The organism is Haloterrigena gelatinilytica (assembly GCF_013342145.1).
GTDB classification, from domain to species: domain Archaea; phylum Halobacteriota; class Halobacteria; order Halobacteriales; family Natrialbaceae; genus Haloterrigena; species Haloterrigena gelatinilytica.
The window spans coordinates 400,571-416,247 of sequence record NZ_JABUQZ010000001.1 but is presented as its reverse complement, the minus strand read 5'-3'; the positions used below and the strand labels follow the sequence as shown (position 1 = coordinate 416,247).

The following is a 15,677-nucleotide window of genomic DNA, read 5'->3' as shown; positions in this document are numbered from 1 at the left end:
CGACTGGCACGACCGAACGGCCGAACCAGCTCTCCGAGGCGGGATGCGGTGCGACGAACGAGATTCGCGAGTTCGAGACGACGACGGCGTCGCCGTTTCGTTCGCTCGACCGAGAGCCGGATCACCGTCTCGAGCGTCGCCGTCGACGAGGGATCCGTTCCGAGAACACGAACGAAACGAATACTGGCACCTGTTCTGGAACTTCTGGTTCTCATGGGTATTTTTACCCACGAACGATCGTCGAGGACCGACCATCGACCTTTTATCTCCACATCCGCTCCTTGCGAGTAGCTGATCCTCGTGAGCAAGACCCCATCCTCCACCGCAAACGACGTCCTCGGTCTCGAAAGCCCCCTCGAGGCCCTCCAGACGAGCCCGCAGTTTCGCGGTCCCGTCGAACCGATGGACGGCGACTTCTGTAACGACCACTTCGCGCTGATCTACGAGTCTCGGGACGACCAGTTCGCGGCGATCGCCCCCTTCATCCGGCAGGGACTCGAGCGCGGCGAGCGCTGCATGTACGTCGTCGGCGAGGACGAAGCGACCGAGGTCCGGTCGGCGCTCCGGGAGAGCGGCATCGACGTCGACGCCGCCGTCGAGTCGGGTGCGCTGGTCATCGAAACCATCGAGAACACCTACCTGAAGACCGGTTCGTTCGACGCCGACGAGATGATGGACCGCTACGCGGAGATCATCGAGGAGGCGACCGCCGACTACGAGGCGTTTCGGCTGGCTGCCGAGATGTCGTGGATCCTCGAGGCCGACGTCTCCGTCGAGGAGTCGATGGCCTACGAGAGCAAGGTGAACGCGCTCTTCGACGACGAGGACGCGATCGCGGTCTGTCAGTACGACCGCAACCGATTCCCGCCGACGGTCCTGCGCGACGTGGTCCGGGTACACCCGCATCTCATCTACGATAACACCGTTTGCCACAACTTCTACTACACCCCGCCCGAGGAGTTCTGCGGCCCGAACCAGCCGCGCCACGAACTCGATCGGATGCTCGGGACGCTGCTCGATCGGACCGAAGCGAAGACCGAACTGCAGGAGCGAGAGCGGTACCAGCAGCGCCAGAACGAGATCATCTCGGACCCCGACAGCTCCTTCGAGGAGAAGCTGCAGGACCTGTTCGACCTCGGCAGCGAGCGGTTCGACCTCGAACTCGGCGGCATGGCCCGCGTCGATCCCGACGACGATCGGTTCGAACTCGAATACGTCAGCGGCGACCACGACCGCTTCGAACCCGGCGTCGAACTCCCGCTGTCCGAGACCTTCTGTGCGCTCCCCGCCGAGACCGGGTCGACGGCGAGCGTCGCCGATCCCGCCGTCGACGGCTACGCCGATCTCGAGTCCTGTCGGGAGTTCGGCGTGCGGGCGTATCTCGGCACCTACCTCGAGATCGACGGCGGTTCCGATCGGACGTTCGCGTTCGTCGGGCCTGACGCGCGAGACGAACCGTTTTCCGACGACGAACACGCCTTCCTCCAGTCGATGGGCCAGTGGGTGAAGTACGAACTCGAGCAACACCACCGCGAGCGCGAACTCGAGCGGACCGTCGACCGCCTCGAGGAGTCCAACGAACGCCTGGAGCAGTTCGCGTACGCGGCCAGCCACGACCTCCAGGAACCGCTGCGGATGGTCTCGAGCTACCTCCAGTTGATCGAGCGTCGGACCGGCGACGACCTCTCCGAGGAGATCCGCGAGTTCCTCTCGTTCGCCGTCGACGGCGCCGAACGGATGCGCCGGATGATCGAGGGGCTGCTCGCGTATTCGCGGGTCGAGACGCGCGGCGAGCCGCTCGAACCGGTCGAACTCGACGAGGTCGTCGAGGACGTCCGCGAGAATCTGCAGGTCCGCCTCGACGAGACCGACGCCGAACTCTCGGTAGAGCCCCTGCCGCGCGTGCAGGGCGACGGTAACCAACTGCGACAACTGCTCCAGAACCTCCTGAGCAACGCGATCAAGTACTCGGGAGAGACGCCGCCCCGAATCGAGGTGACGGCCGAGCGCAACGGAAACACGTGGAAACTCTCGGTGCGCGACGACGGCATCGGGATCGAAGACGACGAGCGAGAGCGGATCTTCGATATCTTCGACCGACTGCACGGCCGCGAGGAGTACGACGGCACCGGGATCGGCCTCGCGCTCTGCGAACGCATCGTCGAGCGCCACGGCGGCGAGATCTGGGTCGACGCCGAACCGGGCGAGGGGTCGACGTTCTCTTTTACGCTCCGGAAAGCGGCGCCTGCGGAGTAGCGTCCGTCGCGCCGCGACGTCGGGCCGTCCACCGCACCAGTAACGTTTACACCGCCGCCCGTGGACGACCCGAGTGCTATGGCGAAGCAGGTCACTACCGTCTCCGAGGAGGGTTACAGTGCCACGAACGAGATCCGAGAGTTCGAAACGACCATCGACGCCAACGGGGAGGACGCGCCGGACACGCTCGAGGCGCTGCTGGCCGCGTACGGCTCCTGTTACGTCCCCGCGTTGCGGGTCGGCGCACAGCAGCGCGACGCCGGCGACCTCGGCAAGATCGAGATCGACATCACCGGCGATCTGAACGACGACGACAAACTCGAGTCGGTCTCCTTCGACATCCGGGTCGAGGGCGACGTCGACGAGGACACCGGCGAGGAGGTCATCGAGCGCGCCTTCGAACTCTGCAAGGTCCACGACGCGCTGAAGGACAGCCTCCACGCGGAGACGAGTTTCGAGGGGAACGCGGTCTAACGCGGTTCTCGACGGACGATCGGCGTACGACTCGCGTCAAATAGCCGACCGTCGCGGTCTCAGTTCCGCGGGTGACTCGTTCGATCGCTCGGATGGTCACCCCGGCCGCTCGAGAAGAGAACGAGTGTCACGTTCTATACAGTAAATATTTTCGAACCAGACAGTAGCACCAACTGACTGATCCGAACCACCATACGCCGCGGCGTCGTCGAAACGGGTATGCGACGCCACCGCGGTCTCGCGGTCGTCTCAGTCGTCGGACTGGTAGTCCTGTCGGGCTGTCTGGTCGGCTTCGTCCCGAGCGACGACGCCGAGGACGCCGACGGGGACGTCGACGGCGACCTCGAGATCCACCACATCGACGTGGGACAGGGCGACTCGACGCTGCTGGTCACGCCCGACGGCGAGACGGTGTTGATCGATACGGGCACCTGGCAGGCCGACGGGCGGGGAGTCATCGACTACCTCGAGGGCGAGGGCATCGAGCGGATCGACCACCTCGTCACGACCCACGGCCACGCCGACCACATCGGCGGTCACGCGGCCGTCATCGAGCACTTCGAGGAGCAGGGCGAGGGCGTCGGCGCGGTCTACGATCCCGGCGTCGCGTCCACCAGCGCCACCTACGAGAACTACCTCGACGCGATCGAGGACCACGAGGTCAGGCTCCTCGAGGTCGCCGCGGGCGATCGGATCCCCCTCGAGGACGAGTCGGTCGACGCGACCGTGCTGAACCCGCCCGACGACGACGGCGGGAGTATCGACGCCTACAGCACCGTTCTCAGCGTCCAGTACGAGGAGTTCTCGTATCTGACGACGGGCGACGTCGAAGAGCGGGCCGAGCGACGACTGGTCGACGAACGCGGCGACGCCCTCGCGGCCGACGCCTATCAGGCCGGTCACCACGGTTCTTCGACCTCGTCGACGGCGCCGTTCCTCGACGCCGTCGACCCCGAGATCGCGGTGATCTCGAGCGCGCTCGACTCCCAGTACGGCCACCCCCACGACGAGGTGCTCGAGGCCTTCGCCGATCGCGGCGTCGAGACCTACTGGACCGGCGTCCACGGCGACGTCGTCCTCGAGACCGACGGCGAGGAGGTCACGGTGACGCCCGAGACCGAGGGTCCGACCGATCCGGCCGCGCTGCTCGAGCGAAAGGATGCGGCCCAGTCGACGTCGGAATCGCTGTCGGCGCCGTCGCCCGACCGACCGCCGTCCGAACGGTCACCGTCGCCCGCGGGGCCGTCGATCCAGCCGCAGGCGACGCTCGAGGGGCCGCCCGCACCGGTAGTTGATGGTGCCGCGCCGCGTATCCCAGCCCGATGACCGAGCGCTACACCGCGGTCCTCGACCGGATCGTCGACGGCGAGACGGCCGTGCTCCTGCTCGAGGACGACGGGACGGTGGTCGACGAGCGCGTCCTCGATGTGGATCGGCTGCCCGAGGACGGTCGTCACGAGGGCGCCGTCTTCGACCTCGAACTCGCGGACGACGGCGTCGAGTCGGACGACGATGGTCTCGAAGCGGAAGATGACGACCTCGAGACGATGAGCTATCGCCCGTCGCTCGAACGGGATCGACGGGAGGAGGCCCAGGACCGGTTCGATCGCCTCTCCGAGCGACTCTCCGACGAGTAGCCGAACGCGCGGCTCGCGGGGAGTCACGGCGGAGAGATGGAACGAAGGCAGGTGTCGGGGGTGAAAACCCCCACTGGTGGTTCGGGATGTGTGGGATGACACAGCAGCGGAGTGCCTTCGATCGGGAGAGACGGATGCCGCTGCAGTTGCGTCTTCATCGAGTTTGTAAATAGCAGTGACGCCAAAATACGTTGGGACCGGACGGTCCGAACGCGATGATCGTGGGTCGCGATGCCGACTGCGTCGGCAGTCGTCGCCCCGGCCGTCCTCCTGATGGGCCGCGAGCCGGCCGTCTCCGTCCGCCGATGGCCAGGTTCAAGACGTTCCTCGGAGCAGACGCAGCCATGCTACGATCGTTCGACGGAACGGAGCCGCAGGTCGCCGACTCGGCGTACGTCGACGAGGCCGCGGTCGTCATCGGCGACGTCGTCGTCGAGGCGGAGGCGAGCGTCTGGCCGAACACGACGCTGCGGGGCGACCACGGCCGAATCGTCGTCGGCGAGGGGGCCAACGTTCAGGACAACGCCGTGCTCCACGAGGACGCCGCACTCGAGCCCTACGCGACGGTCGGCCACGGCGCGATCGTCCACGACGCGACCGTCGGCGAGCGCGCGCTGGTCGGGATGAACGCGACCGTCCTCGACGGCGCTCGCGTCGGCGAGGGCGCCGTCGTCGCGGCCGGCAGCGTCGTCACCGAGGGAACCGAGGTGCCGCCGGCGACGCTCGTCGCCGGCGCGCCCGCCGAGCCGAAAACCGAGATCGACGATCCCCACCTCGAGGCGACGGCCGACCGGTACGTCGAACTCTCGCGGCGGTACGCCGAAGCGTCCGAACGGCTCGACTGAGACGGTCGGCCTCGAGGACCGTCCGTCCCACGAGTCAGCTACGAGCTAGTTTTGTTCCATCGGTACTGCTCCTCGAGGACCGTTCCCACACCGCAGATGACCACGAAGGTGTTCCTCGTCGTTCGGCCGTCGGCGGCGATCCAGCACAATCCGCCGACCAGAATCGCGATCCCGACTGCCAACTTCAGACGATGGGCTGTGAGCTGATCCATGCCGTGTGCTCTTGATTGACGTGGCTTTCCGCACGCCATAGTTCTATCTACGTCCGAACGCTCGTCTACTGGATACTCGCCGCGGGCGAGAACACGGACGACGCAGGCGACTGACGGTGTCGTCGGAGGGCCTCGGGGACTCGAGCGCGAACCCGATGAAAACGCTGATACAGCCGCCGTCCGAAGCGATAGCTATGAGCGACTCACCGTGGACGGACCGGATCGTCGGCGCCCGCATGACCGTCGATCAGGAGTTCTCCTCGCGGATCGCCGACTCGCAGTTTTCCAACCAGCAGTGGAGTCTGATCATGACCGCGACGGAGTTCGAGATCGAAGACGCCGACGATCCCGACCGTGCGCGGCTCGTCGCCGACACCGAGCAGGTCGAGCAGATCATCCCCGAACTCGAGAACGTCCCCAGCGGCGGCATGGGCGCGATGGGCGGCCCGGGTGCGGGCGGCGGCGACCGGAACGGTTCGTCGGGCGGCGTCTTCGACTCGATCATGGGCGCCCTCGGGCTGGGCGGCGACGGCAGCGACGACCACGCCGAAAAGCTACGCGCGGCCGAGAAGCTCACCCAGGAGTACGCGGACGAGCTCCAGTCCCACCTCGAGTCGAAGGGACGCTGGCAGTCGGTTCGGAAGGCCGCGGCCGCGGACGACTAGCGCCGCCGGCGGACTAATCTGCCCGATCGAACGAGACCGCGGCGCGCTCAGTCGCCGGCGTGAAAGAGCGTGTACTCGCTGGTCTCGTAGATGTTGATGAGTTCGTTGACGAGTTCGTCGTAGGACTCGTCGTCGACGCGCAGCGCCTCCAGCCGTTCGATCGTCTCCTCCTCGAGTTCGACGGATGGCATACGAGACGCTTCGACGGCGATCAGCAAAAACGACACGGGGGACGAAACCGGGTCGCCGCCCCGCTGCGATGCAAGCCACAGCACCTTTAGGGACAGTTCACTACGGTAGGGGTATGACCGAGGAAGTCGACACGACGACCTTCGAGATCAGCGCCGACGACGGTACCACCGACGAAGTCACGGTCCCCACCGGACTCCTCGACCTCGTGGCGGAAGGCGATCAGACCGACGCCGAGACGGTCGGCGACGTCACCCTGCTGTCCTTCGCCAGCCGCGCCCACCACATCGTCCACCACGGCCAGGAGTCGGACGAGGAACTCGAGGCCCAGGAGGCCCGCATCATGGACCTGTTCGAGGAACGCTTCGGCGTGACCTACGGCGAAGCGACCGGCCACCAGCACTAACCGCGACCGACCCGCTCGAGTCACCGATCGATCGAAACGGGCTCGAGGCGTTTTTCGAAGACGGCTGAACCGCCGGTAGCGCTCCGCTTCTATCGCGCCGTCGTTACTCCGTCGCGACCGCGGAGCCGTTCGCGTCGGCCTCCGAACCGGCTCCGTCGGAAACGGGCGGTTCGTCCGTTCCGGCGGGCGATTCGGTCGTCTCCGTTCCCGTCGGCGCTTCCGGTTCGGATTCCGTCGATGAGCCGTCCGTCGTCGGCTCCGAATCCGCCGACTCCGACGAGACGGCGTCTTCGGACGGGGTCTGTTCCTCCGTCGGCTGCTCGGCGGTCGCGTTCGACGGCTGTTCGTCAGCGTCCGCGGTCGGTTCCGCGTCCGCTTGACCGTCCGCCGTCGACTCCGTGCCGGTCGGCGTCTCCGCGGCCTCGGCTTCCTCGATCGTCACGGTCGTCTCGGCGGTCTCGTTCTCGCTCGAGACGGTAACCGGGTACTCGCCGGGCTCGAGCGTGGTCGTGTCGGCGGCCAGCGTCACGAGTTCGGATTCGTTGGGCGCGAGCGAGACGGGCGTCTCGTTGACGACCGCGCCGTCGATCGCGAGTTCGACGTCCTGCGTACCGTTCTCTCCGCCGGTGTTCTCGAGGTCGGCGTCGACCGCGAGGGGCTCGCCCGCTTCGACGGGCGCGTTCGTCCCGACGATCGAGACGGTGAACGCCGCGGGATCGGCCGGTTCGGTCGAATCGATCTCGCCGGCCGGCTCCGTCTGGGCGATCAGCGGCTCCTCGTAGTCGTAGTTGCTCATATCGACCTCCCAGACGAGCCGTTCGGAGTCGGTTTCGGGCGTCCAGTCGACGGTGAACGAGTCGTTGCCGGGCTCGAGTTCCGACGGCGGCTCGTCGTCCGCGGTTCCCTCGACGAACTCGCTGCCGACCGCCAGCGATTCCTCGTTCGGATTCTCGTACTCGAAGGTGACCGCGATGCCGTCCTCGGTCGCCGTCGTCTCCGCCACGCTGATGGTCGGCCGTTCGGGACGGATCTCCTCGAGACACTCGCTAGCGTTCGGGTTCGGATAGTCGATCGACCCCGGCGTCGCATCGGGGGAGGCGAAGCCGGTGATCACGGCGCCCGTATCGCCCTCGGGGACCGTGACGGTCGCGCCGTCGGCCGTCTCGGCGACGGTGAAGTCGTCGCCGGTCTCGTAGGTGATCGTCCCCTCGAACGGCGCCTCGACGTCCTCGCCGACCGTGACGGCGTACTCGCCCATCGAGTTGCCGAAGCCGCCGCTTTCGTAGAACGCGGTGCCGACGATGATCCTGTCGCCGTCTTCGAAGGACCCGGTCACCTCGGCCTGCGAACAGCGAGGGAACGTCGCCTCGAACGTCGCCGGATCGCCGTCGACCGTGTACTCGACGGACTCGGTCGCGAGTTCCGCGCCCGCGTCGTCGGCCACGGCGACCTCGAGCGTCGCGTTCTCTTCGAGCGGCGGCTCGAGCTCCAGTGCCTCGAACTCGGCGGTCTCGTTGGCCTCGAAGGTCTCGCTCTCCGCGCGCTGCGTGCCGTTCTCGTCGGTCGCGGTGAGCCGGTAGTCGACGCTCGCGTTCGCCTCGTCGACGACGAGCGTCTCGCCGTCGCCCGTCTGGTCGGACACGTTGAGCGTCGCATCCGATTCGTTCGGCTCGCCGTCCGACTCGTTGTCCTCGAGCGCGTACTCGATCGATTCGGTCGCCAGTTCCGTGCCGTTCTCGTCGGCGACGGCGACGTCGACGGTCGTCGACTCCTCGAGCGGCGAGTCGAACGCGAGCTCGAGGTCGGTCGCCGTCCCGTTGGCCTCGAACGGCTGGCTCTCGGCCGTCGTCCCGTCGGCCGTCGCCGTCACGGTGTAGTCGACGCTCGCGTTCGCTTCGTCGACGACGAGCGTCTCGCCGTCGCCGGCCTGATCGGCGACGGAGAGCGTCGCGTTCGGCTCGGCCGGTTCCTGCGGTTCTTGCGGCTCTTGAGGCACCTGCGGTTCGTCGCCGACCGAGACGAACGCCGTGTCGAGCACCGGCACGCCGGCGTCGGTGACGTACGGGACGTCCTCCGCCCCGTCAGTGTCGCCGTACTCGAACGTTCCGTCGTCGTTCGTATCGTGGTGGACCACCGCGGTGAGGGGCTGGTCCTCCTCGATCGGCTCCTCGAGGTCGATCTCGACGTCGGAGTGGCTCCCGGCCTCGAGGGCGCTCGAGGTCCCGAGCACGGCGCCCGGATCGGCGACGGCGTCGGCCGCGTAGACCGCGACGAAGCCGCCCTCCGAGAGGTCGAGTTCGTCGACGGTGACCGCCTCACCGTTGCTCTCTCGGTCGGCGAACGCAATCGACGCCGTTCCCTCGAGTTCGTCGATCTCGTCGGCGCGCTCTTCGGCCACCTCCTCGACGTACTGCCCGAGTTCGGAGACGTCGTCGATTCCCTGCTGAATCGCGTACGCGGTAGCGTCGGACGCGGTTTCCTGGGTCAGGGCCTGAAGTTGTGTGACGCTGATCCGCTGGTACTGGACAACGCGGGCCGTCTCCCGACAGGCGCTGCTGGCGGCGATCTGGATCTGCTCGGCGGTCGCCGACTGAGACTGGCTCAGCGCGCCGCTCGCGCCGCCGGAGGCCAGCCGCTGGACCTGCGTGATATCGACGACCTGCTGCTGGAGCACCGCCCCCTCGCCGGCGCCGAACGCGGCGGCCTGAATCTGTTCGATCTCGGCGATCTGGTACTGAACTGCCGACTCGATCGCTCCCTCGGACGCGCCGACCGCGGCGGACTGGATCTGGGTGATCGAGATCTCCTGGTGCTGGACCAGCACGCCGCCCGCGGCCCCGTCGGCGGCCGCCTGGATCTGTTCGACGGTGGCCGACTGGCTCTGATAGATCGCTCCCTTGGCCGCGCCGAACGAGGCCTCCTGAATCTGGGTGATCGAGATCCGCTGGACCTGTTCGACGCTGACGGTCTGGATCTGCGTCAGCGACCCCCGGCCGGCCCCGCGGGCCGCGGCCTGGGTCTGCTCGACGGAGACCTCCTGTCGCTGGACGAGCGCGCCCTTCGCGGCGCCCGTGGCGGCCTTCTGGACCTGCTTGATGTTCACGCGCTGGCGCTGTTCGACGCTGATCTCCTGGCTCTGTTCGCCCTCGAGGGCCGCCGGAACGCTCCCCTCGAGCGCCCCCGCGGACGCGCCGGCCGCCGCGTGCTGGACGTGCTCGAGCGTGATCCGCTGGCGCTGTTCGACGGTGACCTTCTGGTACTGCTCGAGGACGCCGTAGGCCGCCCCCTGCGCGGCCTCCTGGGTCTTCGGGTGGTCCCGAACGTCGCTATCGCCCGCTTCCCGGCACGCCCCCGCTGCGGCCCCGCGCGTGGCGACCTGGATCTGGTCGACGTCGGCGCGCTGTTTCTGTGCGAGGGCGCCGTGGGTCGCCCCCCAGGTCGCGCTCTGCATCTGGCTCGCTGCAACCGTCTGAGACTGGGCGAGCGCGCCGTCGGTCGCGCCGCCGACCGCGGACTGGATCTGTTCGATCTCGGCGTCCTGAGACTGGATCAGCGAGCCGTGGACCGCGCCGGCCGTCGCCGCCTGAATCTGCTCGACGTCGGCCGCCTGGTGCTGGGCCGCCGACTGACTGGCGGCCTCGACGGCCGCCGCGCGCTGTTCCTGGGTCACCTCGACGCCCTGCTGCTGGGCCAGTTCGATCCCCTCGTCGACGCCGGCCTCGACGGCGTCCGTCTGTTCCTGTGCGAGCGAGGCGGTCGCGTCCGCGTCGGCGTTCGCTTCTGCGTCGGTCGCGGCCGATTCGGCCGCGGAGTCGAACGACACTAACTCGCCGTCTCCGACCGACTGGCTCGCACGCACGGGTTCTCGGTCCGCCGCATCAGCCGCGGTGGAGTCCGCACTCCCACTGCCATCGTCTTGGCTGGCGGCCACACTGTCCGTAGCGGCGATATCGGTCGTTCCGTCGTCTCCCTCGCCGGGAGCGCTCTCGCCGCCCTCGAACGGGACGATGCCGCCGCCGAGCAGCGGCAGCGCCACCGCGCTCGTGACCAGCAGCGCGGCGACGGCGAGCACCGCTACGGCCGCGCCTCGACGCCGACTCATGGCTCGACGCTCCTGCCGGCCCGACCGCTCGAACGGTTCGCTCGGTTCCCGCGTTCAGCGCAGCGGTCGCGGTTCGAACGGCACCTGGGGCCCCTGGGGCCGTCGCGTTCCCACCGTCCGCGAGTCGGCCGCTGGCTACGTCTCGGTTCCCGATCGCTCCTCGGTCCGAACCGGCTACGTACGGATGACATCAGCTTTCTATCACGGGAGCGAAAGAGCGCATAAGGCCAGCGGGTCGTTTCGGTTAGTAATCGGATACAATCCACGATTACTCCCCTCGAACGCGGCGTCTTCCGCCGGAGCGGCGCTCTCGAGGGAGCGGCTATTTCGGACGCGTTCGGGCCTCGATCGCACCGGATTCCGCTCGAAGTGTCCGTTTCCGGAGAGGAAGCGGGCTATTTCGGTCCCTCCCGGTGGATCGGGATCCGTCCCGTCGTGCGGAGATGTCATCCCGATGACTGTCCGTACCCTCGGAAACCGAAGTGTTGAACTTGGTTTACGAGAGTGGGAGTGGTATGGCAACGAACCGAGAGACGGTCGATCTCGTCGACGGGGACGTCGTCCGGCAGTTCGCTCGCGCGGCGGTGCTGGCGGCGCTGGTGGGGGCGTCGATATTCGTGACGATCCCGTATCCGTTTTCGCCGGCACCGATCACGCTGCAGGTCCTGTTCGTCTTTCTCGCCGGCCTCGTCTTGGGACCGGTCTGGGGAGCCGTCTCGATGCTCCTCTACCTGACCGCCGGCGCGGCCGGCCTCCCGGTCTTTTCGGGGATGGAGGCCGGATTCGGTCCCCTCGTCGGAAACACCGCGGGCTACCTCTGGTCGTACCCGCTCGCGGCGGCGCTGATCGGCGCCGTCGTCCACCGGGGCACCGACCTCCGAAACCCCGCCGACGTCCCACTTCCGATCGTCGTCGCCGCGCTCGTCGCCGCGACGGTCCTCATCTACGCCGTGGGGACGGCGTACGCGGCCTGGCTCCAGGCGCTCGAGCCCTGGGAGGCGATCGCCGGCTACGCGCTCCCCTTCGTCCCCGCCGAACTGGTCAAGATGGTCGCCGCGATTGCGATCGTCAAGAGCGGACGACTCGAACCGGTCGGATCGTGATCGCTCGCGTAACTTCTTCGATCCCGCCGGCGAGGGCGCGATGATCGAGTTCCGGTCCGTCACCTACGCCTTCGACGACGTGCCCGTCCTCGAGGACGTCTCGCTGTCGATCGACGACGGCGAGTTCGTCGTCCTCGCGGGCGCCAACGGGAGCGGCAAGACGACCCTGTTGCGCCACTGCAACGGGCTAGTGACGCCCGACGCGGGGGAAGTACTGGTCGACGGGACTCCCGTCGCCGAGGACCTCGTCGCCGCCCGCTCGAGCGTCGGCATGGTCTTCCAGCACCCGCGCGACCAGTTCGTCGCCGCGACGATCGGCGCCGACGTCGCCTTCGGTCCCGAGAACCTTGGCCTCGAGCGCGCCGAGATCGACCGCCGCGTGGCCGACGCCCTCGCGGCCGTCAACATGGCCGGCCGCGAGGACGAGCGGATCGACGCGCTCTCGGGGGGCGAGCAGTCCCGCGTGGCCATTGCCGGCGCGCTCGCGATGGAACCCACGCACCTCGTCCTGGACGAACCGTTCACCGGGCTGGACGATCCGGCACGCCGATCCGTCCTCTCGCGGCTCGAGGCGCTGTCCGACGACGGAACCGGGATCCTGCTCGCGACCCACGACCTCAGAGACGTGCTCGACCTGGCCGACCGTATCGTCGCCATGCGGGACGGCGCGGTCGCCGTCGACGACGCGCCCGACCGAGCGCTCGAGGCGCTGTCGGCGTTCGAGGTCCGAGTGCCCGATAGCTGACCGCACGCGACGCGACGATCGCCGCCCCCGCCACCGATACCGACGATGCTCACCTACGACCCCGACGACACGCTCGCCCACCGGCTCGACCCCCGCTCGAAGCTGGCCGTCCAGCTCGGGTTCGCCGCGACCGCGCTGGCCCACACGAGCCCGCGGGCGCTGGTCGCGCTCACCGCCGTCGCCGCGGCGATCCTGCTCGCCGCTCGCGTCCCGCTCCGCGAGACGCTGTCCGCCTATCGCTTCGCCCTGCTCTTCCTCGCGCTCGCGCCGGTGCTCGCGGCGCTCACGTTCGGTCCGCCCTGGATCGACCTCGCGGACGGCCTCGCCTCCGCGCGGGCGAGCTACCGCGTCCTGCTCGTCCTGCTCGTCAGCGCGGCGTACGTCCGGTCGACGACGGTCCGGGACTCTCGAGCCGCGATCCAGCGGACGATTCCGGGGAGAGCCGGCCAGCTCCTCGGGATCGGCGTCGCGCTCGTCTTCCGGTTCCTGCCGGTCCTGCAGGCCGACCTGCGGACGATCAGCGACGCGATGGCGGCGCGGTTGGGCGACCAGCGAAGCGCCGTCGACCGCGCGAGCACGCTGGGACTGCTGGGCCTCTCGCGGGCGTTCGACCGGGCCGATCACCTCGCGCTCGCCATGCAGGCGCGGTGTTTCGCCTGGAATCCCACCCTGCCCGCGCTGTCGCTCTCGCGACTCGACTATCCCGTTCTCGCCGCCGCCGTCGTGCTCGCGCTGTCGGCGTTACTGTAAGGGAGCCGGGTCCGAGGCGGTGCGATCCTCGAGACGGGCGCCGCTCGGGAGCGGGGACGAGACTCCGCAGGCCGCAGTGGACGTGCACGTCCCGTGCATTCCGGCCCGGCCTTCATTACGACCGCCGCCGGAGTTCGGCGCATGGAGGAGTACGACTTCTTGGTCGTCGGTTCGGGATCGGGGCTCGACGTCGCGAACGCGGCCGCAGGGCGCGGTCAGTCGGTCGCCGTCGTCGAGAAGGGGCGGCTCGGCGGGACCTGTCTGAATCGCGGCTGTATTCCCTCGAAGCAGTTGTTGTACCGCGCGGAGGTCCTCGAGACGGTCGAACGCGCCGAAGAGTTCGGGATCGAGGCGACGGTCGACGACGTCGCGTTCGCCGAGATCGTCCGCGAGGTCAACGAGGACGTCGCCGGAAGCTCGGAGTCGATCCGTCGGGGGCTCGAGTCCTCCTCGGATCACGACCTCTACCGGGCGGAAGGGACGTTCGTCGACGAGCGAACCGTCGAACTCTCTGGCGGGGATCACGACGGCGAGCGCCTGACCGCCGAAACGGTTCTCGTCGCGGCCGGCACCCGACCCGGCGTCCCGCCGATCGACGGAATCGAGGACGCCGACTACCTGACGAGCCGGGAGGCGCTCCGACTCGAGGAGCCGCCGGAACACCTCGTCATCGTCGGCGGCGGCTACATCGCGGCGGAGTTGGGCCACTTCTTCGGAGCGTTCGGCAGCGACGTCTCGGTTATCGGGCGGCGCCCGCACCTGCTGCCGGACGCGGACGCGGCGGTCGCCACCGAGTTCACGGAGCGACTCGCCGATCGGTACGACGTGCACACGGGCTACGAAGCGACGGCGGTCTCGGAGTCCGACGGCGAGGTGACCGTCGACGCGCGACCGTATCCGGCGGCCGGCTCCGAATCGGAGGCGGAAGCGGGATCGGAACCGGAATCGACGCCGTACCCGGCTCCCGAGAGCGGCGAGGGGGCGGCCGAACCGATCTCCGTCACCGGCGACGAACTGCTCGTCGCCACCGGGCGCGTTCCGAACACCGATACGCTGAACGTCGGCGCGGCCGGGATCGAGACCGACGAGCTGGGGTTCGTCGAGACGGACGAGTACCTGCGGACGAGCGCCGACGGGGTCTGGGCGCTGGGTGACATCGTCGGCGAGTACCTGCTCAAGCACAACGCCAACCACGAGGCCCGCGCCGTCGTTCGCAACCTCTTCGGCGACGACCTCGAGCCGGTCGACTACTCGGCGATGCCCTTCGCCGTCTTCTCCTCGCCGGAGGTCGCCGGCGTCGGCGCCACGGAGGCGGAACTGCAGGCCGCCGACCGCGACTACGCCAAGCGCACGTACCGGTACGAGGACACCGCTCGCGGCTCGGCGATGAAGGCCGAGGGAATGGTCAAGCCGCTCATCTCCCTCGAGGGAGAGATCCTCGGCTGTCACATCGTCGGCCCGGAGGCCTCCAATCTGATCGAGGAGGTCGTCGTCGCGATGACGTCCGGCTCGGGAACGGTTCGAGACATCCGCGAGTCGGTTCACATCCACCCCGCGCTCTCGGAGGTCGTCCAGCGGGCCTTCTCGGGGCAGTTCACCCGCGGCGGGCACGATCACGGCCACGGCCACGGACACGGCCACGATCATCGGCACGACCACTAAATAGCGGATCGGGCCAACCGGGATCGCTCGGCCTCCGGCGATGTTGCAGCGGGCACACACGCTCGCCGGTCCGTTTTATCCGCGAGCGGCCTGCGTTCACGTGCAATGGTAAACGCAGCCATCGTCATTCTCGCGGGTACCGAATCGCACGCCGACACCGGCCGACTCGTCAACGGACTCGAGGCGGCCAAGGAGTTCGCCGAGAACGACGAAGACGAACTCGAACTCATCTTCGACGGCGCCGGCACCCAGTGGGTCGAGGAGTTGGAAGACGAGTCCCACGACTACCACGAGCTCTACCGGTCCGTACAGGACGAAGCGGCCGTCTGCGACTACTGCGCCGGGGCGTTCGGCGTCGACGACGCCGTCGAGGACCAGGGGCTCGTCCGCATCGACGAGAACGAGGGCCACCCCAGCATCCGTTCGATGGTCGACGACGACTACGAGATCATCACGTTCTAACGGCTCTCGCCGAACGCGCTGTTTTCGGCCGCAGTTCGACGGAGCGACGAGCGCGGATCGGGTTCCGATGGACGCGATCGGACCATGACGCGCCGTCGTCGATATCGATCGCGACGACGCCGTTCCGATCGGCGCCCGATCGATAAGAGCGGATTAGTCCGTCCAATCG

14 protein-coding genes are annotated in these 15,677 nt (G+C 68.2%); 12 read left to right on the top strand and 2 right to left on the bottom strand.

Going from position 1 to position 15,677, the window contains the following annotated elements; translation table 11 throughout:
* The first annotated feature begins 300 nt into the window (after positions 1–300).
* The 6 genes from HTZ84_RS02045 to HTZ84_RS02020 all read left to right on the top strand — a co-directional run bounded on the left by HTZ84_RS02045 (position 301) and on the right by HTZ84_RS02020 (position 6,089).
* The gene (locus HTZ84_RS02045) at positions 301–2,256 is read left to right on the top strand and encodes an MEDS domain-containing protein (RefSeq protein ID WP_174679155.1); all 1,956 of its coding nucleotides are present in this window, start codon (positions 301–303) and stop codon (positions 2,254–2,256) included.
* A 78-nt stretch (positions 2,257–2,334) separates the two neighbouring features.
* Positions 2,335–2,730: an OsmC family protein gene (locus tag HTZ84_RS02040; RefSeq protein ID WP_174679154.1), complete on the top strand. Its 396-nt coding sequence runs from the start codon at positions 2,335–2,337 to the stop codon at positions 2,728–2,730.
* 219 nt (positions 2,731–2,949) lie between these two features.
* Complete coding sequence (locus tag HTZ84_RS02035) at positions 2,950–4,056, top strand: ComEC/Rec2 family competence protein (RefSeq protein WP_174679153.1); 1,107 nt, start codon at positions 2,950–2,952, stop codon at positions 4,054–4,056.
* A complete protein-coding gene (locus HTZ84_RS02030) occupies positions 4,053–4,367 on the top strand; it encodes a DUF3006 family protein (protein ID WP_174679152.1) in 315 nt (104 codons plus the stop codon). Before HTZ84_RS02035 ends, HTZ84_RS02030 begins: the two co-directional genes overlap by 4 nt.
* A 344-nt stretch (positions 4,368–4,711) precedes the next feature.
* Positions 4,712–5,212, top strand: a complete 501-nt coding sequence (locus HTZ84_RS02025; RefSeq protein WP_174679151.1) for a gamma carbonic anhydrase family protein — start codon at positions 4,712–4,714, stop codon at positions 5,210–5,212.
* A gap of 406 nt (positions 5,213–5,618) precedes the next feature.
* Positions 5,619–6,089, top strand: a complete 471-nt coding sequence (locus HTZ84_RS02020) for a DUF5799 family protein (protein WP_174679150.1) — start codon at positions 5,619–5,621, stop codon at positions 6,087–6,089.
* Between the two features lie 47 nt (positions 6,090–6,136).
* On the opposite strand, the gene HTZ84_RS02015 is transcribed toward HTZ84_RS02020, so the two are convergent.
* Entirely contained in the window at positions 6,137–6,280 is a 144-nt protein-coding gene (locus tag HTZ84_RS02015) for a DUF7557 family protein (protein ID WP_012943876.1), read from the bottom strand.
* A gap of 113 nt (positions 6,281–6,393) precedes the next feature.
* Here HTZ84_RS02015 and HTZ84_RS02010 point away from each other — a divergent pair, with 113 nt between their 5' ends.
* Positions 6,394–6,684, top strand: coding sequence for a DUF7545 family protein (locus tag HTZ84_RS02010; protein WP_174679149.1), 291 nt, complete (start codon positions 6,394–6,396; stop codon positions 6,682–6,684).
* A gap of 103 nt (positions 6,685–6,787) precedes the next feature.
* Here the strand turns inward: HTZ84_RS02010 and HTZ84_RS02005 are convergent, their stop codons facing one another.
* Positions 6,788–10,786: a DUF7282 domain-containing protein gene (locus tag HTZ84_RS02005; RefSeq protein ID WP_174679148.1), complete on the bottom strand. Its 3,999-nt coding sequence runs from the start codon at positions 10,784–10,786 to the stop codon at positions 6,788–6,790.
* A gap of 515 nt (positions 10,787–11,301) precedes the next feature.
* On the opposite strand from HTZ84_RS02005, the gene HTZ84_RS02000 reads away from it, so the two are divergent.
* The 5 genes from HTZ84_RS02000 (at position 11,302) to HTZ84_RS01980 (ending at position 15,508) form a co-directional block, all read left to right on the top strand.
* Complete coding sequence (locus tag HTZ84_RS02000; RefSeq protein WP_174679147.1) at positions 11,302–11,889, top strand: biotin transporter BioY; 588 nt, start codon at positions 11,302–11,304, stop codon at positions 11,887–11,889.
* Between the two features lie 40 nt (positions 11,890–11,929).
* Positions 11,930–12,634 carry an energy-coupling factor ABC transporter ATP-binding protein gene (locus HTZ84_RS01995; protein ID WP_174679146.1) on the top strand — a complete coding sequence of 235 codons (705 nt, stop codon included), beginning with the start codon at positions 11,930–11,932 and terminating at the stop codon, positions 12,632–12,634.
* 45 nt (positions 12,635–12,679) lie between these two features.
* Complete coding sequence (locus tag HTZ84_RS01990) at positions 12,680–13,384, top strand: energy-coupling factor transporter transmembrane component T family protein (protein ID WP_174679145.1); 705 nt, start codon at positions 12,680–12,682, stop codon at positions 13,382–13,384.
* A 141-nt stretch (positions 13,385–13,525) separates the two neighbouring features.
* Complete coding sequence (locus HTZ84_RS01985; RefSeq protein ID WP_174679144.1) at positions 13,526–15,046, top strand: dihydrolipoyl dehydrogenase; 1,521 nt, start codon at positions 13,526–13,528, stop codon at positions 15,044–15,046.
* Between the two features lie 105 nt (positions 15,047–15,151).
* The gene (locus HTZ84_RS01980; protein ID WP_174679143.1) at positions 15,152–15,508 is read left to right on the top strand and encodes a DsrE family protein; all 357 of its coding nucleotides are present in this window, start codon (positions 15,152–15,154) and stop codon (positions 15,506–15,508) included.
* Positions 15,509–15,677: the final 169 nt, after the last annotated feature.